22 protein-coding genes and 1 pseudogene are annotated in these 20,481 nt (G+C 27.6%); 20 read left to right on the top strand and 3 right to left on the bottom strand.

Going from position 1 to position 20,481, the window contains the following annotated elements; all coding sequences use genetic code 11:
- Positions 1 to 5: 5 nt before the first annotated feature.
- The 3 genes from ABGF45_RS07190 to ABGF45_RS07180 are packed head-to-tail and all read left to right on the top strand — an operon-like array spanning position 6 to position 2,343.
- Complete coding sequence (locus ABGF45_RS07190; protein ID WP_408112775.1) at positions 6 to 938, top strand: type II secretion system F family protein; 933 nt, start codon at positions 6 to 8, stop codon at positions 936 to 938.
- Entirely contained in the window at positions 935 to 1,270 is a 336-nt protein-coding gene (locus ABGF45_RS07185; protein ID WP_134711893.1) for a DUF192 domain-containing protein, read from the top strand. The genes ABGF45_RS07190 and ABGF45_RS07185 overlap by 4 nt, the downstream gene beginning before the upstream one ends.
- An 11-nt stretch (positions 1,271 to 1,281) precedes the next feature.
- Positions 1,282 to 2,343: a hypothetical protein gene (locus ABGF45_RS07180; RefSeq protein WP_408112776.1), complete on the top strand. Its 1,062-nt coding sequence runs from the start codon at positions 1,282 to 1,284 to the stop codon at positions 2,341 to 2,343.
- A gap of 1,248 nt (positions 2,344 to 3,591) precedes the next feature.
- Here the strand turns inward: ABGF45_RS07180 and ABGF45_RS07175 are convergent.
- Together ABGF45_RS07175 and ABGF45_RS07170 are read right to left on the bottom strand one after the other, a co-directional pair.
- Positions 3,592 to 4,932, bottom strand: a complete 1,341-nt coding sequence (locus tag ABGF45_RS07175; RefSeq protein WP_134711891.1) for an MATE family efflux transporter — start codon at positions 4,930 to 4,932, stop codon at positions 3,592 to 3,594.
- A gap of 79 nt (positions 4,933 to 5,011) precedes the next feature.
- On the bottom strand, positions 5,012 to 5,455 hold the full coding sequence (locus ABGF45_RS07170; protein WP_134711890.1) for a nucleoside 2-deoxyribosyltransferase: 444 nt from the start codon (positions 5,453 to 5,455) through the stop codon (positions 5,012 to 5,014).
- A gap of 275 nt (positions 5,456 to 5,730) precedes the next feature.
- Between ABGF45_RS07170 and ABGF45_RS07165 the strand changes: the two are divergent.
- From ABGF45_RS07165 to ABGF45_RS07125, 9 genes and pseudogenes are all read left to right on the top strand, one after another.
- Positions 5,731 to 5,817, top strand: a pseudogene (locus ABGF45_RS07165) (IS200/IS605 family transposase); the annotation flags it as partial.
- A 112-nt stretch (positions 5,818 to 5,929) separates the two neighbouring features.
- Complete coding sequence (locus ABGF45_RS07160; RefSeq protein WP_408112777.1) at positions 5,930 to 7,111, top strand: cation:proton antiporter; 1,182 nt, start codon at positions 5,930 to 5,932, stop codon at positions 7,109 to 7,111.
- A gap of 65 nt (positions 7,112 to 7,176) precedes the next feature.
- Positions 7,177 to 7,854, top strand: coding sequence for a YczE/YyaS/YitT family protein (locus ABGF45_RS07155; RefSeq protein ID WP_408112778.1), 678 nt, complete (start codon positions 7,177 to 7,179; stop codon positions 7,852 to 7,854).
- 11 nt (positions 7,855 to 7,865) lie between these two features.
- Positions 7,866 to 8,867: an aromatic acid exporter family protein gene (locus tag ABGF45_RS07150; protein WP_408112779.1), complete on the top strand. Its 1,002-nt coding sequence runs from the start codon at positions 7,866 to 7,868 to the stop codon at positions 8,865 to 8,867.
- Positions 8,864 to 9,325 (top strand): tRNA (adenosine(37)-N6)-threonylcarbamoyltransferase complex ATPase subunit type 1 TsaE, encoded by a 462-nt coding sequence (tsaE, locus tag ABGF45_RS07145; RefSeq protein ID WP_134744423.1) that lies wholly within the window; start codon positions 8,864 to 8,866, stop codon positions 9,323 to 9,325. The genes ABGF45_RS07150 and tsaE overlap by 4 nt, the downstream gene beginning before the upstream one ends.
- A complete protein-coding gene (gene tsaB, locus ABGF45_RS07140; RefSeq protein ID WP_134744422.1) occupies positions 9,306 to 9,986 on the top strand; it encodes a tRNA (adenosine(37)-N6)-threonylcarbamoyltransferase complex dimerization subunit type 1 TsaB in 681 nt (226 codons plus the stop codon). Before tsaE ends, tsaB begins: the two co-directional genes overlap by 20 nt.
- A 9-nt stretch (positions 9,987 to 9,995) precedes the next feature.
- Positions 9,996 to 10,439, top strand: a complete 444-nt coding sequence (rimI, locus tag ABGF45_RS07135; protein ID WP_408112780.1) for a ribosomal protein S18-alanine N-acetyltransferase — start codon at positions 9,996 to 9,998, stop codon at positions 10,437 to 10,439.
- On the top strand, positions 10,436 to 11,455 hold the full coding sequence (gene tsaD / locus ABGF45_RS07130; protein WP_134711883.1) for a tRNA (adenosine(37)-N6)-threonylcarbamoyltransferase complex transferase subunit TsaD: 1,020 nt from the start codon (positions 10,436 to 10,438) through the stop codon (positions 11,453 to 11,455). Before rimI ends, tsaD begins: the two co-directional genes overlap by 4 nt.
- Complete coding sequence (locus ABGF45_RS07125) at positions 11,448 to 13,652, top strand: ATP-dependent helicase (RefSeq protein WP_408112781.1); 2,205 nt, start codon at positions 11,448 to 11,450, stop codon at positions 13,650 to 13,652. The genes tsaD and ABGF45_RS07125 overlap by 8 nt, the downstream gene beginning before the upstream one ends.
- Before the next feature lie 1,026 nt (positions 13,653 to 14,678).
- On the opposite strand, the gene ucpA is transcribed toward ABGF45_RS07125, so the two are convergent.
- Positions 14,679 to 15,476 (bottom strand): SDR family oxidoreductase UcpA, encoded by a 798-nt coding sequence (gene ucpA / locus ABGF45_RS07120; protein ID WP_134711881.1) that lies wholly within the window; start codon positions 15,474 to 15,476, stop codon positions 14,679 to 14,681.
- Between the two features lie 777 nt (positions 15,477 to 16,253).
- Between ucpA and ABGF45_RS07115 the strand changes: the two genes are divergently transcribed.
- From ABGF45_RS07115 to ABGF45_RS07080, 8 genes are all read left to right on the top strand, one after another.
- Entirely contained in the window at positions 16,254 to 16,574 is a 321-nt protein-coding gene (locus tag ABGF45_RS07115; protein ID WP_134744541.1) for a hypothetical protein, read from the top strand.
- A gap of 850 nt (positions 16,575 to 17,424) precedes the next feature.
- Entirely contained in the window at positions 17,425 to 17,631 is a 207-nt protein-coding gene (locus tag ABGF45_RS07110) for a hypothetical protein (RefSeq protein ID WP_134744540.1), read from the top strand.
- Positions 17,632 to 17,641: 10 nt separating this feature from the next.
- Positions 17,642 to 17,812, top strand: coding sequence for a hypothetical protein (locus ABGF45_RS07105; protein ID WP_167554119.1), 171 nt, complete (start codon positions 17,642 to 17,644; stop codon positions 17,810 to 17,812).
- A gap of 13 nt (positions 17,813 to 17,825) precedes the next feature.
- Positions 17,826 to 18,449, top strand: coding sequence for a hypothetical protein (locus ABGF45_RS07100; protein WP_134744539.1), 624 nt, complete (start codon positions 17,826 to 17,828; stop codon positions 18,447 to 18,449).
- A 571-nt stretch (positions 18,450 to 19,020) separates the two neighbouring features.
- Positions 19,021 to 19,485 carry a hypothetical protein gene (locus ABGF45_RS07095; RefSeq protein WP_134744538.1) on the top strand — a complete coding sequence of 155 codons (465 nt, stop codon included), beginning with the start codon at positions 19,021 to 19,023 and terminating at the stop codon, positions 19,483 to 19,485.
- A 102-nt stretch (positions 19,486 to 19,587) separates the two neighbouring features.
- Entirely contained in the window at positions 19,588 to 19,746 is a 159-nt protein-coding gene (locus ABGF45_RS07090; RefSeq protein WP_167554120.1) for a hypothetical protein, read from the top strand.
- 10 nt (positions 19,747 to 19,756) lie between these two features.
- Complete coding sequence (locus tag ABGF45_RS07085; RefSeq protein ID WP_134744537.1) at positions 19,757 to 19,936, top strand: hypothetical protein; 180 nt, start codon at positions 19,757 to 19,759, stop codon at positions 19,934 to 19,936.
- The gene (locus tag ABGF45_RS07080; protein WP_134744536.1) at positions 19,924 to 20,463 is read left to right on the top strand and encodes a signal peptidase II; all 540 of its coding nucleotides are present in this window, start codon (positions 19,924 to 19,926) and stop codon (positions 20,461 to 20,463) included. The genes ABGF45_RS07085 and ABGF45_RS07080 overlap by 13 nt, the downstream gene beginning before the upstream one ends.
- Positions 20,464 to 20,481: the final 18 nt, after the last annotated feature.

The following is a 20,481-nucleotide window of genomic DNA, read 5'->3' as shown; positions in this document are numbered from 1 at the left end:
TACGGATGTTATATATAATAGTGTTTTTAATGGGTGTTTTGGCTTATTCCTTAGTAATAATATTACTTGGGAAAAAGTCTTACAGAACACAGATGTTAAAAGATAGAATAGATAAATATAGAAAAGTAAGTTTAGATAAGAAAGATGATTTTGATGAAGATTTACCTTTTTCTGAAAGAATTATAAAGCCTATTGCTGAAGAAATAATCAAGGCAATATCAAATATATTTCCAAAAGGTGAAAATGAACAAAATCAATTACAAGAAACTTTATTCCAAGCGGGGATTAAAATGCCTGCTAGAGAATATAATATAATGAAAATATTAGTTTCTTTATTATTTGGTGTATTTGGATCAGTATTTTTTTCATTTAACGGTGGAGTTAATATATTTAAAAATATCCTAGGATTTATCGGTGGTACACTTTTCGGATATATAATAATGGTTTATTTATTACAAAGAAGATTAAGAATAAGACAAGAAAATATGGAAAAGCAATTTCCGGAGTTTTTAGATTTATTATGTGTTTGTATTGAATCGGGATTAGGATTTGACCAAGCGGTACAATATGTTGTAAAAGAGTATAAATCAGAGTTATCCGATGAGTTTAAGACCGTTGTAAGAGATATTTCTTTAGGTAGTACAAGAAAAAACGCATTGCTTGAATTACAAAAAAGAGCAACATTTGAACAGTTAAAAACATTTAACTCAGCAGTTATTCAAGCTGACGAAATGGGAATTTCACTAAAGAAGATTTTAAATGCTCAGTCATATAATGCAAGAGAAACAAGAAAACAAAAAATTGAAGAAGAAGTTCAAAAGCTTCCGGTAAAAATACTGTTTCCAATGTTGTTTTTCATATTTCCAATAATATTTGTAGTATTGCTATATCCTGCAATCACATCAGTTTTAGGTACTTTGTCAGGAACAAGTATATGATAGTTAATGTTTACAGCAATACTAAAAAATTAGAAGGTCCTATATTTTTAGCTGATAGTTTCTTTTCAAGATTTAAGGGTTTGATGTTGAAAAAAAGTATCAAAGATGAAGAAGGAATATTTTTTGAAAAAGTTAATAGAATTCATACATGTTTTATGAGATTTACAATAGATGTTATTTATTTTGACGAAAATTATAAAGTTTTATATATAGAAGAGGTGAAACCCTGGAAAATCGGTTCCAAGGTAAAAGGAGCTCATCATTTATTAGAATTGAATAGTGGAATGGGAAAATATTTTAGAATAGGTGAGTTTGTAAAGATTGAGAGATAAGGAGAAGTGTTATGTCTGATAAGGATGAAAAGTTAGATTCGGAATTGACTAATGAAGAAGAAAAAAAATCAAATGCTTCTAATATTAGTATTTTTGAAAAAATTAAGAACAGAAGTTTAGATAATTTGTTGGAAAATAAGTTAGATACAGTCTATTTCAAAAAGGGATATTCTAAAGAAAGTGTTAAGAGTTATGTAAAAAGTTTACTTGATGAAAAAGAATATCAAAAAGATAATTTTGACGAAAGATATAATGAATTACTAGAAGAAAAAGACAATTTATTAAAAGAAAAGGAAGTTTTGGAAGCACATCTATCCGAAACATCACAATTATTGGAAAAATTTGAAAAAAACAGTTCCTTAGAAAAACAAAAAGAAAACGAAATAATAGAACAATTAAATGAAGAAATAAACAGTATCAATAAGAAAAAAGAAGAATCAGATAATAAGGTCAAAGAGTTACAAGTAATTATTGATGATATAGAAAAAGAGTACAAAGAATTTCTAGCAAAACAAGACAATCATATAGAAGAAAAGTTAAACCAAAAGATAAAGAAATTAGAATCTGAAAATAAAAAACTGAAAAAAGATATAAAAACTTTTGGTGAAAATGCACAAAATTTATCAACAAATGATTTAAGTATTTTAAGAAATGAGTTATCCTCAAAAACTTTAGAATTGGAAAAAGTAATTTCTAAGTTAAACGAAGTAGAAAATGACTTAGAAATAATGAGTGCAAAAAATAAAGAATCAGAAGCCGAAGTTAAGTTATTAAATAAAAAAGTAAACACTTTAACCGAAGAAAAAAATAAATTAAACTTAGAAATCATTGATTTCGAGAAAAAATTAGCAGAAGAAAAAAGTAATCATCTACTAGAAATCAAAAAATTAGTAGAAGACTTTGAAAATGAAAGAAAATATTACAAAAACATTTTAGATGAAAAAAATGCCGAAATAGTAAAATTAAAAGAAACAAATAGTGAAATTACAAGAGAAAACAAATCTCTTAAACAAAAAATTTCCACATATGTTTCCGCAATTAAGCAATTTGTAAAAAACATTGATTTGATTTAATCATTTATACAAAATTTTAAGAAAAAACCAAAGACAGAGATAAGGATTCGGTTCTCCGAAAATACCCCTTGACTCTGTCTTTGGTTTTTATTGTCTTTTTTAAAAAATAAAAAAAAGACAAGAATTGACCTTTTTAAAAAATAAAAAAAAGACAAGAGGAAAAACACCTCAACTCTGTCTTTGGCTTTTATTGTCCATTAACTATAATCATAATCACAAAATAAGCGGTAATTATGATTTCAATATTTAACTATGGTGTTAATGATAAAATAACAATGTTATATTAAATTCTATATTAATTTTGAAATCGAAAATAATAAATCATGTAATTTTTATGTTTTTTTGATTTACAGGTAATGTGAGCTCGGCAGCCTTCGGCAATTCATGCATTGAGATTATTTTTCAATATTACAGGTAATGCCATCCGCACAAATTCATGTATCTCAAATATTTTTACAATTTACAGGTAATGCGAGCTCGGCAACCCTCGGCAATTCATGTATTGCAAATTTCTCTTTCATTTACAGGTAATGGCTGCCCCGCAAATTCATGTATCTCAAATATTTGTACAATTTACAGGTAATCTGAACTCGGCAGCCTTCGGCAATTCATGTACTGCGATTATTTTTTAATATTACAGGTAATGGCTGTCTCACAAATTCATGTATCTCAAATATTTTTACAATTTACAGGTAATGTGAGCTCGGCAGCCTTCGGCAATTCATGTATTGCAAATTTCTCTTTCATTTACAGGTAATGGCTGCCCCGCAAATTCATGTATATCAAATATTTTTACAATTTACAGGTAATGTGAGTCGCCTTGTTCATGTATAATGAATATTTCTTTGATTTACAGGTAATGTGAGCTCTTAAACGACTAAAACTACTACTAAAACCACTACTTAAAACTACTACTAAACCACAATCTTTAAGCAAGACAGATAAAATGATATTTTGGCTATATATTTAAGAGATGATTCCTTAAAATTTTTCCTAAAAATTTTGCCTTTGAGCATTTTAACAGTCTAACCATTAACATCTAAGCATTTATAGAAAATCAGTGTATCTGCCCATTTTAAAATCACATTTAACAGTCTAACCATTAACATCTAAGCATTTTATAGAAAATCAGTGTATCTGCCAATTTTAAAGTCACATTTAAAATCACATTTAACAGCCTAACCATTAACATCTAAGCATTTATAGAAAATAAGTGTATTTGCTCATTTTTAAATTACTCTTAATGGCCTAGATTTTAATATCTACCCATTTACCTTGCTTAAATCTGTGTCTTAAAAGGATGTATCTTGAAAGTTGGTCGAATGTTATACCTATCCAAATTCCCATTAAGCCAAGGCCTAATACAGAGGTAAATAGTATTGTTGCACCCGTTCTAATTATAGTAACAGATATTATTGATGTTATAAGTGTATATTTTACATCTCCGCCTGCTCTTAGGCATCCGCCATAAATTATTTGAGAAATTTGTAAAATAAGAATGATCATGATAAATCTGATGGTCATTATGCCCATTTGAATTATATTTTCCTCTTTAAAAAAGTTCATCATTATTTCTCGTGAAAAAATAAATAGTATTATTGATAAAATAATGGATATTGCAAAACCGATTCTTTGACATATATGGCCAAATTTGAATGCCAGATTTTTATCTTCTTTTCCTAATGCGTTGCCTGATAGTGCAACTGCTGCAACTTGCATTCCGTCACCAAATGAGAAGCTTACTGATAATAAGCCCATAGCTGCATTGTGTGCTGCAAATGGTGCAGTACCTAATTTGGCAGCTGTGATTGCTGTAGCTAAGAAACCTATTCTCATAAATATGTTTTCAATAAATAAACTTATACTTAAATTAAAAATTGATTTAGCAGCGTCAATTTTTGGTTTAATTTTATGCTTTATAATATATTTAACATTTACAAAACTTATAATTTTAAAAATAGAGGAAATACTCATGAAGCATGCGACTAATGAGCCTAATACTGTTGCATAAGCTGCACCTTTTATGCCTAATTTTGGAAATCCAAAATTACCATTTATCAATAGAAAATTAAAAATCACATTAATTATTGATGATGTAAGATTTGTTGAAAATGCTATTTTTGTATTTCCTGTACCTCTTTGGGCTGCATTTATACACATTGCGATAATGTTAAAAAACATGCCGGCAATTATTATGTCAAAATAAGTTTTAGCCGGGATATGTGTATCGGAATTGCTTCCTGCGAAAATCATTAAATCATTTGAAAAATAAATCGTAACAATTGTTATAAGTATACACAAGATAATGCTTATAGAGATTGCTGTTATGAAAACTCTATTTGCACCTTTTCTATCATTTTGACCTTTTCTTCTGGCTATTAAAGCAGATACTGCTGTATTTATCGCAAAAAATATAGCATATGCTATAAATTTGGGTTGATTTGTTAAGCCTACTGAAGCAATCGCATAACTTCCAAGAGTCGCAACCATCATGGTATCTATTAGAGCTGCCATTGCTAGGAAAAAACTTTCTAAAACAGAAGGCCATGCCATTTGTAATGCTCTCTTGTAGTACAATTTATCTTTCATTTCATTCCTCTTTCTTTTGTTAACAATATATAATAATACACCTAAAATTTTTAATTATCAAATATAAAAAATAATTGTATTAATTTATAAAGTTTTTTATAATCTCGATTGCCTCATCAAAATTTTTTACAAAATGTCCGTGCTTTAAAATAGCTCCAAGTACATAGTGGTTCATACCATATGTGGGAATGTCATATTTATTTGAAGAGCTAAGTCTAATATCGGAATTAATTCCGATGATTAGTTTTGTGTTAGTATATATTGCAATTCCAAGTTCCACCATCACCCCCGGATCTTCATTTGTAAGATCAGCGATAAATATATCGGCTTCTTCTACGGCTTTGGTATCACCTTCGAATATTGATATTGGGGTTGGCAAGCTTTGCTTATTTTCATTAAATGGTTGATCGATTGGGTTAAAAATGTCTAATTGTGGAAAATTTTCCCTTAACAATTTTCCTTCTAGTTTTCTTTGAGCAACTTCGGCTTCATTAAAAAGTGAGCCTGCAACGTATAATTTCATATATCCTCCGAAAATTTATTTACAATAATTTTATCATATAAGAGATTAAAAAATAATTAAAATTTTGAAATACAATTTAATTTTTTTAAAATATAAATGAAAATTATTGTGATTTTATTAAAACCTGCGAAAACAAAAGTTGTTTAGTTGTGGGTTGACCACAATAAAACTGCCGGATATCGGGAAAATTATTAGTCTAATCTCCAAGTAAAAAACTCCTAATGTGATAATATGTAGTCTACCAAACTGCACAATAACACAAAAGGAGTTATCATATGAATAATAACAGTTTATCACATACAAGTTAGAATTGTAAGTACCATATAGTATTTTCACCAAAATATAGAAGAGAAATAATATATGATGGAGGAATAGTGTACATTCTTATATAATCAAATTTGTACATTTTTATGTTGTAATTTTTGTACATTTTTTAAGATAATATATAGTATAATAATGCTTATGGAGGATATTATGATTATATCATTAGCAATTATTTTTTTATGTGGTCTAATTTTTGCTAAGATTTCAGAAATATTTAAGTTACCTAGATTGCTAGGTATGCTTATAGCTGGGATTTTGATTGGGCCTTTTGTTTTTAATTTAATTGACTTAAGTGTTTTAAGGATTTCATCAGATTTTAGAAAAATTGCTTTAGTTGTAATTTTGATAAGAGCGGGATTGACTTTAGATTTTAAGAAAGTGGTAGAGGTGGGACGCCCTGCGTTACTTATGTCGTTTTTACCGGCAACATTTGAAATTTTGGCATATACATTTTTAGCAAAATTTATATTTGGAATTGATGTGTTAAGTGCTGCTATTATGGGAGCGATTTTGTCAGCTGTTTCGCCTGCTGTTGTAGTACCGGGAATGATAAATGTTATAGAAAAAGGTTATGGAAACAAAAAAGGGATAAGTCAATTAGTTTTAGCCGGTGCCTCATTGGATGATGTATTTGTATTGGCTATTTTTTCAAGTTTGATTGGTTTTAGTACGGGAGGGAATTTCTCGGTATATAAATTATTGGATATTCCCATTTCTATAGTTAGCGGAATTTTTATAGGTGCTATTATAGGATATGTATTAAGTATCGTTTTATCAAAGATAGAATTAACTAATAATATTAAAGTTTTATTTATTTTTTCCACATCTATATTACTCGTTGGACTTAAAAATGAAATAGGGAAGTTATTTGCTTTTTCAGAAATGTTGAGCGTTATGACTCTTGCACTTGTATATTCACTAAAATCTGAAAATGATGTTATCTATTCTCTTAAAAATGGATTTAGTGGAATATGGAGTGGATTCGAGGTGTTATTATTTGTATTGATCGGAGCACAGGTTGATATAAGATATACTCTTGGAGCGGGTGCGTTAGGATTATTATTAATTTTTGCTACGCTTGTGTTTAGAACCTTGGCAGTAAATATTTGTTTGATTGGTACAAATCTAAACCTTAAAGAAAGAATGTTTTGTATGATTTCGTATTTGCCAAAAGCAACGGTACAAGCCGCTATTGGGGCAATACCGCTATCACTGGGGCTACCTAATGGCACATTAATTTTATCTATTGCAGTATTGGGGATTTTAATTACGGCACCCGTTGGAGCTATTGGGATAGAAACTACCTATCGAAAGTTGCTTAGAAATGATTAAGATTACAGCGTTAAAGTGGTATTACAATTTCTTTTTTGATATAATTTAATAGATAGGAGAGATAGATGTTTAAAAGATTTTTAGCTATGTTAGTTTGTATTTGTGTTATAGGGATGGCAATTGCATTGTCGATAAAAGCAGGAATAGGATTAGGACCGTATGATGCATTGTCTACGACATTATCTAATATTTCACTTATAAAAGTCGGCAGTATAACTATTATTATAAACGGCATGTGTATTTTATTACAGATATTGCTTTTAGGGAAAAAGTTTAATAAATTACAGTATTTACAATTAGTTGTAATATTTGTATTGGGATATGTAATTAATATTTTTTATTATAATGTATTTACTTTTGAAGTAACATCATATTTTAGTAGAGTATTATTATTTGTTTTAGCTACGGCTATATGCGGATTTGCGGTAGGAGCTATTATGAATATAAATGTAGTTTATACAGCTCTTGAAGGATTTTTAGATGCTTTGGCATTAAGAACCCATGGGGATTTTCTCAAGTATAGATGGGCATTTGACGTATTTGCGGTTGTGATGTGCTTGCTGTTGTCATTTATATTTAATTCTCAATATATAATAAGGGAAGGAACCATTATTGCGTTGGTGATTTTTTCTCCAATATTGGGAGTTTCTATGAAGTTTCAATATCCCTATTTCAAAAAATGGGGCTTGTTACCTGAAAATAAAAAAGATATGTTAGATGAATTGGAAGAGAAAACAATTTAGATTGAGGAAATATGGAAAGATTTAAGAAGTTTGATTTATTATTAAATGTACAAATAGCAATCGCCTTCAGTTTATCTATAATATTTTCTCAATTTTTTAATCTGGAAAATTCAATTACAGCAGGAGTGATAACTTTACTTTCAATTCAGATAACAAAAAAACAAACAATAGTTATTGCTATAAAAAGAGTATTTGGATTTTTTTTGATGTTGGCTTTGATATTAATATTTTTTAATTTCATAGGGTATAATTTGTATTCATTTGGGTTATTTGTATTTGTATTTGCGATACTGAATTCTTTTTTTAATATCTCTGTTGGACTTGCACCAAATGTTGTTATGGCAGGCCATTTTTATGTGAAGATGAGTACCGAATTTAATTTCATAATTAATGAATTAGCTATCTATTTAATTGGTTTAACAATGGCGATTGCTGTAAACTTAATAATTCCAATAACTAAAAAAGATAGTAATACTGATAGAAATAAATTAGATAATCATGTCAAAAAGTTACTGTTTTATATATCTGATTTATTAAAACAATCATATATGATAAATAGTAAAGTTATTGATCGAGAAATATATCAAATGTATATAGATAAAAAAATTAAAATTATAAATGAATTTATAAACGATTTAGAAATTAAAACTATTAGAAATTTTGAAAATACACTATTTAACAATGATGTCTATGATATAGAATATTTACAGATGAGAAAAAAACAGATAAATATTTTGACTAAAATATATTTTGAGTCAAAAAGATTAGATTCAAATTTTGAACAAACACATGTAATTTCAGAGTTTATTTTAGAAATTATTGATGATTTTGATGAGCAAAATACTGTTGTTGGATTGATTACTAAAGCTAAATTGTTAATTAGTGAATTTAAGAGTAATGATTTGCCTAAAACAAGAAATGAATTTGAAAATAGGGCAATTTTATATGTTATAATGAAAGACTTAATAGAATTTTTGAGAGAAAAATATATTTTTAAAAATAGGAAGTTATGAAAAGAGAAATAAAAGATTTAAGAGAATTAGAAAATTTTGGAAAAAAATTAGCAAAAGAATTAAAATTTGGGGATGTCATATCCTTAAAAGGTGATTTGGGAGCGGGTAAAACTACACTGGTTCAATTTGTTGCAAAGGAATTAGGCGTTGAGGATTATGTTACATCTCCAACATTTTCTATCGTAAATATATATGAGGGACAACAAAAAATTTATCATATGGATTTATATAGATTGGAAGATCCGGAAGAATTGGAACAAATAGATTTTGAAAATTATTTCTATCCTGAGGGCATTACTTTTATTGAATGGGCGGAAAAAGGGGGATATTATCTACCTGAAGATATGATTGAAATTTCAATAGAAATAGGATTGAATAAGAGAATTATTTATATAGAAGAAAATAATATTAGAGCTAAAGAAATTGGAGAAAAATTAAATGAAGATTTTGGCGATTGATACATCAACTATGATGTCATCAATAACTATCATGGAAGATAATAGAATAATTGGAGATTTTAGTATTAGTCAAGAAGAAACTCATTCAGAAATGCTTGTACCATTAGTTAAAAGAATGCTTGAAGATTTGAAGATTAATTTATCCGAAATTGATGTTTATGCTGTTGCTAAAGGACCGGGTTCATTTACAGGATTGAGAATTGGGGTTGCTTCAATAAAAGCAATGGCTCAAGTTTTTGATAAGCCAATTATAGGAATTTCAACATTAGAAGCTATGGCATTTTCAATATTAAATGATAATAAAATCTTATCTATAATTGATGCTAGAGGAAAGAGATATTTTACCGGACTTTATCAATATGTTAATGGAAAATTAGTTTGTTATTTTGAAGACATAATTCAAGAAAATAAGTTAATGCAAATTGTTGAAGAAAATGAAAAAATAACCATTGTTGGTGAAGCTATCGGAAAACTCCCGGATACACTTAAAAATAGCGAAAAGGTAGTTTTAGCACCTGCCAGTTTAAATAATGCAATAGGGAGAAATTTATGTGTAATTGCAAAGCAAAGGTTTAAATCTGGAGAAATTGAAAGTTATTTTGATATTGCACCAAATTACTTGAGAAAATCTCAAGCAGAAGTTAATTTGATTAATAAATAAGAGGAAGTTTTGAGTAATAGAGAATTTGTAGAAATAGATGAAAAATACATAGATTTTTTAGTAGAAATGGAAAAAGATTTTCAAAATCCTTGGCCGTTAGAAGGTTTTTTCTTGGAAATGGAAAATGAATATACCAGATCAATCGGGTTATGTATTGATGGTATTTTAATTGGATATATGTTTTATAGTGAGTATATGGATGAAATCAATATAAATCATTTTGTAGTTGATATTAATTATAGAAAAAAAGGTTATGCAAGTGAAATCATGCAAGAATTATTTAATAGATTAACCAAAAAACAATTAATTTATTTAGAAGTTAGAACTGACAATACTGCTGCTATAAATTTATATAAAAAATTTGGATTAGAAATTATTAATACCAGAAAAAATTATTACACTGATGGACAAGATGCATATATTATGCAAAGGGATAGAAAGGAAGAATTATGAGAATTATGGGAATCGAGTCATCATGCGATGAAACAAGTATTTCAATAATTGAAGATGGAAGAAAAATTTTATCGAATGTGATTTTTACTCAAATTGATACTCATAAGGTATATGGTGGAGTTGTACCGGAAATTGCATCAAGAGAGCATATTAAAGCGATTAGTTATGTTGCAAAGCAAGCTTTGGAAGAAGCAAAATTAGGATTTGAAGATATTGATTTGATTGCGGTTACAAAAGGCCCCGGCTTAGTAGGAGCATTATTGGTAGGTATTTCATATGCAAAGGGATTATCCTTAGCACTCGATAAACCTTTAATCGGTGTGAATCATATGCAAGGGCATATTTGTGCCAATTATTTAGAATTTCCTGATTTAGAGCCGCCGTTTATTTCTTTAGTTGTTTCAGGTGGACATACATATTTAGTAGATGTGTTATCATATACAGATTATAAAGTTATCGGAAAGACTAGAGATGATGCAGCCGGGGAGAGTTTTGACAAGGTTTCAAGAGCTTTAGGATTTGGATATCCGGGAGGCCCCGCAATTCAAAATGCAAGCTATAAAGGTAATAAGGATGCAATATTTTTTCCAAGAGTAATGTTAGAAAAAGATTCTTACGATTTTAGTTTTAGTGGATTAAAAACCTCTGTTTTAAATTATTTAAATCAAGAAAAAATGGCAGGAAATGATATAAATCCTTATGATGTTGCAGCAAGTTTTCAAAAAGCTGTTAATGATGTTTTAGTTGAAAAATCGCTAAGACTTTTAAGAGAAACTCGAAGAGATAAATTTGTGTTATCAGGTGGGGTTGCGGCAAATAAAGACTTAAGAGAAAATTTAAAATCACAACTATCTGAAATGAATGTTAAATTATATTATCCATCATTAAAATTATGTACTGATAATGCGGCAATGATTGCATCTGCGGGATATTATAATTATCTAAAATATGGTGCTGATAATTTAAGAGTTAATGTAATTCCGAATTTAGGTTTAGAAAAGGAGAACAATGACTAATTTACTTAAAAATTTAAACGATCAACAACAAGAGGCTGTTATTACAACTAATGGACCTATTTTGATAGTTGCCGGAGCCGGTTCAGGAAAGACTACCGTTCTTACTAGAAAAATTGCATATTTAATAGAAGAAAAAAATATTAGTGAATTTAATATTTTAGCATTCACATTTACAAATAAAGCTGCTAATGAAATGAAAGAAAGAATAGGAAAAGAGCTGGATAAAGACATTAGTCATATGTGGATAGGTACATTTCATAGTATTTGCTCAAGGATTTTAAGAAGAAATATTGATAAAATAGGCTACAAAAGTAATTTTAGCATTTATGATACCTCAGAAACAAAAGCTTTAATTAAAGAAATAATGAAGGAATTAAATATTGATGAAAAATATAATCCGATAAATTCAATTATTTCGGCTATTTCAGATTATAAAAATAAATTTAAGACGCCGGAAGAAGTCATTGATAAAGCAATATACGAAAGACAGCGTAATATTGGAGAAATTTATAAGATTTATGAAAGAAGAAAAAAATCAAATAATGCTTTGGATTTTGATGACTTAATTCTAAAAACTGTCAGTTTACTAAAAAAAGATCAAGAAACAAGAGATTATTATGCTGAAAAATTTAAGTATGTATTTGTAGATGAATATCAAGACACAAATAGATCTCAGTATGAACTGATTAAATTATTTGCCGGAAAATATCAAAATATTTGCGTTGTAGGCGATAGTGACCAATCCATTTATTCATGGAGAGGGGCAGATATTACAAATATTCTTAATTTTGAAAAAGATTTTAAAAATGCTTCGGTTATATTATTGGAGCAAAATTACAGATCTACAAAAAATATTTTGAATACGGCTAATGATTTAATTAAAAATAATATTGAGAGAAAAGAGAAAATATTATGGTCTGAAAATCATGATGGGCACAGCATAGTATATAGAAATTCTTCATCCGAATATGATGAAGCGGATGATATTGTAATGAAAATACATCAAATGTATAGTGCCGGATATAACTATAAAGATATGGCGATACTTTATAGAACTAACTCCCAATCTCGTGTGTTGGAAGAAAAATTGATGGCTGAACGCATACCTAATAAAGTTGTCGGTGGGCTTAAATTCTATGATAGACGTGAAGTTAAAGATATACTTTCGTATTTGGCATTTATAGCAAATCCTGATGATGACTTGTCATTTAAGAGGATAGTAAACATTCCTAAAAGAGGAATAGGAGCTACTACAATTTCTAAATTAGATATTTTTGCAAAGAAAACAAATCAAAGCATCTTTGATGCAATTTATTCTGAACAGTTAGAAAAAGAGATTTCAAAAGCATCTGTTACAAAATTGAGAAGTTTTGCTGATGAAATGTTGTCATTTATAAATCTAGTCGATGATTATTTGATAACGGATTTAGTTGAAGATGTTTATGTAAAAACCGGATATAAGAAAATGTTGGAATCTTCTATAAAAATAGAGGATAGAGCCAGAATAGAAAATATCTCTCAACTTGCAACCGCCGTTGCTGAATTTGAAAGTAAAAATCAGTCTGCTAAATTACACGATTACTTACAAAGTGTTAACTTGCTTTCAGATATTGATAAAACCAATGATGAAGACGGAGTGAGTTTAATGACCATTCATGCAGCTAAAGGGCTTGAATATGATGTAGTATTTTTAAGCGGTATGGAAGAGGGGATATTTCCAAGTTTAAGAACAGTAGAAGAAGGTGGATTAGAAGAGGAAAGAAGACTTGCCTATGTAGCAATTACCAGAGCCAAAGAACGTCTATTTATTTCATCAGCCTCAACAAGAATGGTATTTGGCAGATCTCAATATTCTAAAAAATCCAGATTTATTGATGAAATAAAATCTCATTTAGACGAAGAAACCCCAAAATCTTTTGATGATCAACCAAAAGGCTTTAATTATGCTAACTTTTATGGAACATTTGAAGAAAAAAGAGAGCGAATTAAACGAGAAGTTTTGGACAAAAAACAACAATTTGATGATTCATTAAATATGAATTTTAATATTGGAGATAAAGTATCTCATAAAAAATTTGGAAATGGAATGGTTATATCTGTGACTCCAAAACATGATGGCGACGAACTTTTAGTAAGCTTTGATAATAACGGACTAAAAAGATTAAATGCTAAATTAGCGAGATTAAAAAAAATATAAAACAAAATTACAAAAATATATTGCTTTACGTAATTCTTTTTGTGATTATATAAAAAGGAATTCCCAAGATATAGAAAATTTAGGGAATTCCTTTTGAATTTTTAGAAGAAAGAATTAGCTATATATTTTGTATTATATTTTTCTCTAATTTTATTTTGTAAATGCCCTATAAAAAGATAGAAACATAGAAAAGTTGGGATTTAATTTAAATAATGAAGTAATAGGTGGTTTTAAGGAAATAAGAAAGTGGTAAAAAGCTGAGGTGAAATTTTGTTGGAAAATTGAAGTATAGCCCTAGCAAATTTCGGATATTGAAAAAAGCAGGGGTCAAATTTTATTGGAAAATTGAAGAATAGCCCTAGCAAATTTCGGATATGGAAAAAAGAAGGGGTCGAATTTTGTTGGAAAATTGAAGAATAGCCCTAGCAAATTTCGGATATGGAAAAAAGGAGGGGCCAAATTTTGTTGGAAAATTGAAGGGATAGCCCTAGCAAATTTCGGATATGGAAAAAAGAAGGGGTCGAATTTTGTTGGAAAATTGAAGAATAGCCCTAGCAAATTTCGGATATGGAAAAAAGAAGGGGTCGAATTTTGTTGGAAAATTGAAGAATAGCCCTAGCAAATTTCGGATATGGAAAAAAGAAGGGGTCGAATTTTGTTGGAAAATTGAAGAATAGCCCTAGCAAATTTCGGATATGGAAAAAAGGATGGGCCGAATTTTGTTGGAAAATTGAAGTATAGCCCTAGCAAATTTCGGATATGGAAAAAAGCAGGGGTCGAATTTTGTTGGAAAATTGAAGAATAGCCCTAGCAAATTTCGGATATGGAAAAAAGCAGGGGCCACAATGAAAAAATGTAGATAAAAATAGCCCTAGCTAATTTTGAATATAAAAAAAGCTAGGGCGAATTATTGTTTTTTATACTTTTTATGGCCTATCTAACTTTGGATATAGAAAAAAGCTAGTACTAATTTCAATTAAAATGCTACCTTTAGTAATTCTCTTTTTTATAAAAAATTTACCAATTTTAATTTGTGCCGATTGACATTGTTTCAGGAAGTGTTGCACCTCCATCAATTACAATTTGTTCTCCGGTTATATATGAGGCCTCGTCACTACCTAAGAATGCAAATAATTCACCAACTTCTGTAGGTCTAGCTAAACGTTTCATTGGTACGCCTACTGCTATATCATTAATTGCTGCTTCTGGATTTTCAGGATTTGATTCAACAGCCATTTTTTCAACCATAGGAGTTCTTGCATAACCTAATTGTGAACAGTTAACTCTTATATTTCTGTTTGCATATTCTATCGCTAAACATTTTGTTAATCCGACTAATGCTGATTTTGTCATGGCATATGCTGCTTCACCTGCGTCTGCAACGATATCTCCTGTTACAGAGGAGGCTATAACTATTGCCCCTTTTCCTTGTTTTAACATATATGGAATAACTGCTTGACATGTGTTCCATACACCTTTAATATTTACATCAATATGAAAATCCCTCATTTCGTCAGTGAATTCTTCAAATGGAGCTAATCTACATACTCCTGCATTACAGCATGCTATATCCAATTTTCCAAATTTTTCAACCCCATTTTTAGCTGCTTCAATCATTTGAGCTTTATCAGCAACGTTTCCTATATATGTAACTATTTCTGTATTGTATGTTTCTCTGATTTTTTCGGCTGTTTCTTCGACAATCGGATCTAAGTCAACCATTATTAATTTTGCACCATATTTCGCATATACCTGTGCAATTCCTTCACCTAAACCTAATGCAGCACCGGTTATTAGTGCAACCTTACCTTCTAATTTTTTCATTAAAATCCCCCCTCAAATTTTTATATTTAGTGTAAGTAGGAACATTCACGTATATTATAGTACTTAAAACATTATTTGTAAACGTATTTCTAAGTTTTAAGTAGCTTTAATATAATTTTGATATAAATTTTAAGAATCAATTGATAGGGATGATTGTTATTCGGCGTGATTAAAACTATGTATTTTAGGCAATTTATTTTAAGACTATTATAAATAATAATTTTCAATGAAAAAAATATAATGGTTTAGTGTTTTATGATAAAAACATAGAAAACGTTGATAAAATATGCATATTATGCTATCTGACTTTTTTATTTAGATATAAAAATATGGTGCTAAAACCTATGGATTATTAATTCATACTTAAAGTGTTTATGCGGTGTAACTAGTTTTTGTTTTTCTTCGGATAATTAGTTATAGATGTATTCGATATTTTTATTGGATATAAATTTGTAATTCCTACTTATAAAATTATGGCAGAAATGTGATAAAATGTTAATGCCAATATTGTTACATTTTTTTTATAATTAAAAGCAGACAGATTTCAAAATTTTCCATGTTTTGTCCGTAAAATTTTGAATATTTTGAAGAAAATAGCAGACAAAAAGCCTTTATTCGGCATTTTTGTCCGTAAATTTTAAGTAGGAATGTGAATTGCTTCGATAAAAGCAGATGAAATTAATGAAATTGAACATTTCATCCGTAAAATAGTCAAAAATAGGGATGAAATTTTTTAGTGCTGATTTAATGAAAAATTATATACATCAAAAAGCTTAGGTGTTACTTCTTTTAGATGTTTTTGAAAATTTAACAGTTGAAGAAGTAAATAACAAAACAACTGAAGTAATTGGAAAAGATTATAAAGTAGTTAAAACGGATATATCGGATGATGGAAAAACAATAATAATAAGTGTAGTAAAAGTTGTTGTTGAAAAACCAGAGGAACCAAAGAAACCGGAAGAACCAAAGAAACCACATGTAGACAATCCTGAAACAGGAGATGCATTTAATCCAAGCGTATATGCAGGTATTATGTCCGTTGTGGGAGGTTTATTAACATTCCTTGGAATAAAAAAAGAAAAGAAGATTAAAAAATAAGTAAGAAAAATTTTTAATCACAATATGAGATTAAAAATAGGTTAACTAAAAAAATAACGATATTTTATTTATACATCAAATGATTAAAAAGTAAGAATTTAATTAATATTCTTAAAAAAATATTATTCTATAAATATAGATACATATATAATTAAGAGGTATTTAATTTAGTTTTTTAGTCAAATACTAACAATACAAGTAGCATTGGCAAAGAATTAAAGTAACACATAGAGAGAATTAGAGTGTAAAAATTCTAATTCTCTTTTGTATTCATACAAGAAAAAATAAGTTTTTTACCATTTCAATCTTTGTTTAGTTTAAAGTTTTTCAAAGCTTTTTGACAAAGTGAATTTATCTGCCAACACTATTTGTTCACTATGGTTATTTATTGTAGAATTCTATAATATAAAATAGCTTAAATATAATTAGATAAGATTTAAATACAAGTAAAAATAATATATAAAAAGCTATAATTAGCCTAATAAAAAATAAGTGGGACAAACAAGTACCAGCCTAATTATTGATAATAAAAAAATAATAATTTAACATAGTATATATTAAATTATAAATTTTAATTAAGTATTAATCTTAGAAAATGAACTAAAAAATATATTGAAGAAAATGGATTTATACAAAAAACACCAGTATATACAGTAACAATAACAGATTTAAGTAAAATAAAAACGATAGATGAGTTAGAAAAAGTAGAAATAGACATATATGTTGGAGTTGAAAGAAAAAATTAAAACTACAACATTTATAAAATTTTATTATGGTATTAAATGCAGTTGTTCAGGTCGACATGATTAATTGCTTAATATAAAAATATAATTTAAAAGAGAGGTATATTATGGTAAATAATACATTTGTAGAATTAAATAATTTTGAAACAGAAAATCTGGATGGGGGAAAAAACATAGCAAATGTTATTGGTGGAACAGCCGGGATAGTTGGTATTGCATGGGCACCAGTTGTTGCTTTAACTCTAGGACCGGTAGCAGGTGTTGGAGTAGGAGTTGCAGGAATAGGAGCACTTATAAATTTAATTAGTAAATAGGAGGGGGAATATGGTAGAGTTAAAAAGTAGTGAATTATATATAGTTAATGGTGGAGATAATTTAGGGAATGGATTTTTACTTGTTGGAACTATTATTGCATCAATCGGGACAGGTGGGGTTCCAGGAATTTTAATTGGTGCAGGGATAAGGATAGCTGGATATTTAAGCACTTTTGAATAAATAAGGATTGTTTATGATTTTGGAAAATAAAAAATATTATGGGTATTATAAGAAAAATCTGAAACAATTAATTAGACCTATATTATTTATATTAGGTTTATTTATCATATTTCTTTATGCTAAGTACATTGGAGAATTCAAACATAGAAATATATATATTTTTTTAATGGAAATTTTTTTAGTTACTTTTTTATATGATATGTTTTGGAAAATTTTTAAAAATAATAAAACGAACTATATCATATCAGATTCAAGTAAAAAGTCAATAAAAATGTTTAAGAAATTGATAGCTTTAGCTTATATCTTGTTGATATCAGTATTTGTTTTAAGTTTAATTTATAAAATAGAAAACAATATTTTTACACTAATAGTCATATTTACATTTGCACCAGCTGCTATTTACTTTCAATTACTAATAGTTATTTTTTTTGACGAATATTATTATTCTGGAGAATATAAAATATTTTATAAAGAAATAGATAGATTAAAAATTCTAAAAGAAGTAAGTTCAACTGATGGTTTAGCAGTATATTTTGAACTAAAAAAAGGGAATGAAGTAATAGGATATGATAAAATGATGCTTGATAATTTTTTGTTATTAAAATCTAAAATTGAAGAAAATAATAAAAAAATTTAGCAAATGAGTAGCATGAAGTATATATTATATACTAAGTTGCAAATTTGTGTTTTCCCAAAAATTTGTACTATCTATACGCTATCATGGGCATTTCATAATTCTGTATATGTGATTGTTAAAGATAAAAGTAAATAATAACAACATACTTAGTTTATATTTAAAAAAATTAATATAAGAGAAATGTTAAAAAATAGAGTACAGAGGTATTTTTGATTTAATAAATGAAGAAATTTATAAAATCACAGTCTAATTATATTAAGATAGTTGGTGATTAATAATTGCGTTATTTTATATAAGTTTGGATATATTTTAGAAAAGTTTTTGCAAATATATAAATTATAAAATAAATAATAATTTATACATAATAGCCTCATATAAAAGTGAGGCTATTATAATACAAAAAAATAGATATCATAAAATTTAAAATGGGACAAACAAGTACCATCCCAAGTATTGACAAAAGAAAAATAATCATCTATCATACAATTATAAAATAAAAAAAATTATATTTATTCCATATTTAATGAATCAGAATATATGTGACAACAAATTTAAATTAAAGGAAAGACATATGATTTTAGAAAATCAAAAATTTCAGGCAACTAATGTTTTGAGTTTTAGGGCAAAAATGACAGTTGATGACTTTAATAATAAAATATTAGAATTACAAAATTACATAAAAAAAAATAACTTACAAGAGATAGGGCATAAATTTTCTACTGTATATTTATTTGATAGTTCGATTATAGATATGGAAGTATTTGTTCCGGTAGATAGAAAAATAGATGTAAGAGATAACTATAATTTTATCGAAGAGTTTACTTTAGAAAATGCACTAAAATATAAAATGGTAGGAAATCCAAATAAAAGTCAAGATGCATTTAATAAACTAAAAAATTATATTGAAGAAAATGGATTTATACAAAAAACACCAGTATATACAGTAACAATAACAGATTTAAGTAAAATAAAAACGATAGATGAGTTAGAAAAAGTAGAAATAGACATATATGTTGGAGTTGAAAGAAAAAATTAAAACTACAACATTTATAAAATTTTATTATGGTATTAAATGCAGTTGTTCAGGTCGACATGATTAATTGCTTAATATAAAAATATAAAATAAGGAGATAATAATATGGAAAACAAAAATTTTGTGGAATTGAAGGAGAATGCTTTATTCGAAGTTCAAGGTGGAGAAGTTGTAACTGCAATAGTAGGTTTTGTAATAATAGGTTTTTTACTTGGGAACGTAAGAGGTTGTGCAGCTGAAGATAAAAAGAATGGGTATAAATAAGGAGAATTTTATGGAAAAGAAATCATTTGCAAATTTAACTAATGAAGAATTAGATATAGTAAATGGCGGAGGAATAGATATAAAAATTGATTTTGGAAAAATAAGTCCTTGGGAATGGGGGAATCAATTTGGTAGAGATGTTTTATATCCTTACATTTGGAGACCTATAAGTCGTTTATGGAGAAAATAAAAAAAAGTAATTTATTAGTACTAATGTTAGTATTTATTGACCAATTTAGCAAAATTATTGTAAATACTTTTTTAAAAAATAATTCTTTTAGAATATTTGGTGGAAAAATAGGATTTGATTTATATTTAAATAAAGATTATATGTCTGTTTTTAATCATGATTTAAATCTTAATTTAAGCATGTTTACATTAATTATAATAAATATTTTTATCTTGGTATTTTTAGTTACTTCCTATACATATGTACTAAAAAATAAAGGATTAAATAATTTATTGAGAATTTTATTACTTATATCGATAGCTGGAGCTATATGTTCTTTAATTGACAAAATCTTTTGGGGAGGTAGTTTAGATTTTATAGTATTCTTTGGTTATATAATTGATCTTAAAGATATTATGCTTTATATTGGATTGGTATTATTTTATATAATCTATTTATTTAAGTACGAGATAAAAAAAATAGATTTGAATGAAATTCAATCCTTGAGTATTAAGGGTTATTTTCAATATCTTAGAAATATATTTTAAAAAATAAAATTAAAGACG

This window comes from Helcococcus sp. KG196 (assembly GCF_046035495.1).
In the GTDB taxonomy this organism is placed as follows: domain Bacteria; phylum Bacillota; class Clostridia; order Tissierellales; family Peptoniphilaceae; genus Helcococcus; species Helcococcus ovis.
The sequence above is the reverse complement of the archived record's forward strand: the minus strand, read 5'-3'. Positions and strand labels throughout refer to the sequence as shown.

What these genes read in the sequence shown, in the direction of transcription:
- ABGF45_RS07190 (WP_408112775.1), top strand. Translation starts at nt 6, where the DNA reads ATGTTATATATAATAGTGTTTTTAATGGGTGTTTTGGCTTATTCCTTA.
- ABGF45_RS07185 (WP_134711893.1), top strand. Translation starts at nt 935, where the DNA reads ATGATAGTTAATGTTTACAGCAATACTAAAAAATTAGAAGGTCCTATA.
- ABGF45_RS07180 (WP_408112776.1), top strand. Translation starts at nt 1,282, where the DNA reads ATGTCTGATAAGGATGAAAAGTTAGATTCGGAATTGACTAATGAAGAA.
- ABGF45_RS07175 (WP_134711891.1), bottom strand. Translation starts at nt 4,932, where the DNA reads ATGAAAGATAAATTGTACTACAAGAGAGCATTACAAATGGCATGGCCT.
- ABGF45_RS07170 (WP_134711890.1), bottom strand. Translation starts at nt 5,455, where the DNA reads ATGAAATTATACGTTGCAGGCTCACTTTTTAATGAAGCCGAAGTTGCT.
- ABGF45_RS07160 (WP_408112777.1), top strand. Translation starts at nt 5,930, where the DNA reads ATGATTATATCATTAGCAATTATTTTTTTATGTGGTCTAATTTTTGCT.
- ABGF45_RS07155 (WP_408112778.1), top strand. Translation starts at nt 7,177, where the DNA reads ATGTTTAAAAGATTTTTAGCTATGTTAGTTTGTATTTGTGTTATAGGG.
- ABGF45_RS07150 (WP_408112779.1), top strand. Translation starts at nt 7,866, where the DNA reads ATGGAAAGATTTAAGAAGTTTGATTTATTATTAAATGTACAAATAGCA.
- tsaE (WP_134744423.1), top strand. Translation starts at nt 8,864, where the DNA reads ATGAAAAGAGAAATAAAAGATTTAAGAGAATTAGAAAATTTTGGAAAA.
- tsaB (WP_134744422.1), top strand. Translation starts at nt 9,306, where the DNA reads ATGAAGATTTTGGCGATTGATACATCAACTATGATGTCATCAATAACT.
- tsaD (WP_134711883.1), top strand. Translation starts at nt 10,436, where the DNA reads ATGAGAATTATGGGAATCGAGTCATCATGCGATGAAACAAGTATTTCA.
- ABGF45_RS07125 (WP_408112781.1), top strand. Translation starts at nt 11,448, where the DNA reads ATGACTAATTTACTTAAAAATTTAAACGATCAACAACAAGAGGCTGTT.
- ucpA (WP_134711881.1), bottom strand. Translation starts at nt 15,476, where the DNA reads ATGAAAAAATTAGAAGGTAAGGTTGCACTAATAACCGGTGCTGCATTA.
- ABGF45_RS07110 (WP_134744540.1), top strand. Translation starts at nt 17,425, where the DNA reads ATGGTAAATAATACATTTGTAGAATTAAATAATTTTGAAACAGAAAAT.
- ABGF45_RS07105 (WP_167554119.1), top strand. Translation starts at nt 17,642, where the DNA reads ATGGTAGAGTTAAAAAGTAGTGAATTATATATAGTTAATGGTGGAGAT.
- ABGF45_RS07100 (WP_134744539.1), top strand. Translation starts at nt 17,826, where the DNA reads ATGATTTTGGAAAATAAAAAATATTATGGGTATTATAAGAAAAATCTG.
- ABGF45_RS07095 (WP_134744538.1), top strand. Translation starts at nt 19,021, where the DNA reads ATGATTTTAGAAAATCAAAAATTTCAGGCAACTAATGTTTTGAGTTTT.
- ABGF45_RS07090 (WP_167554120.1), top strand. Translation starts at nt 19,588, where the DNA reads ATGGAAAACAAAAATTTTGTGGAATTGAAGGAGAATGCTTTATTCGAA.
- ABGF45_RS07085 (WP_134744537.1), top strand. Translation starts at nt 19,757, where the DNA reads ATGGAAAAGAAATCATTTGCAAATTTAACTAATGAAGAATTAGATATA.
- ABGF45_RS07080 (WP_134744536.1), top strand. Translation starts at nt 19,924, where the DNA reads ATGGAGAAAATAAAAAAAAGTAATTTATTAGTACTAATGTTAGTATTT.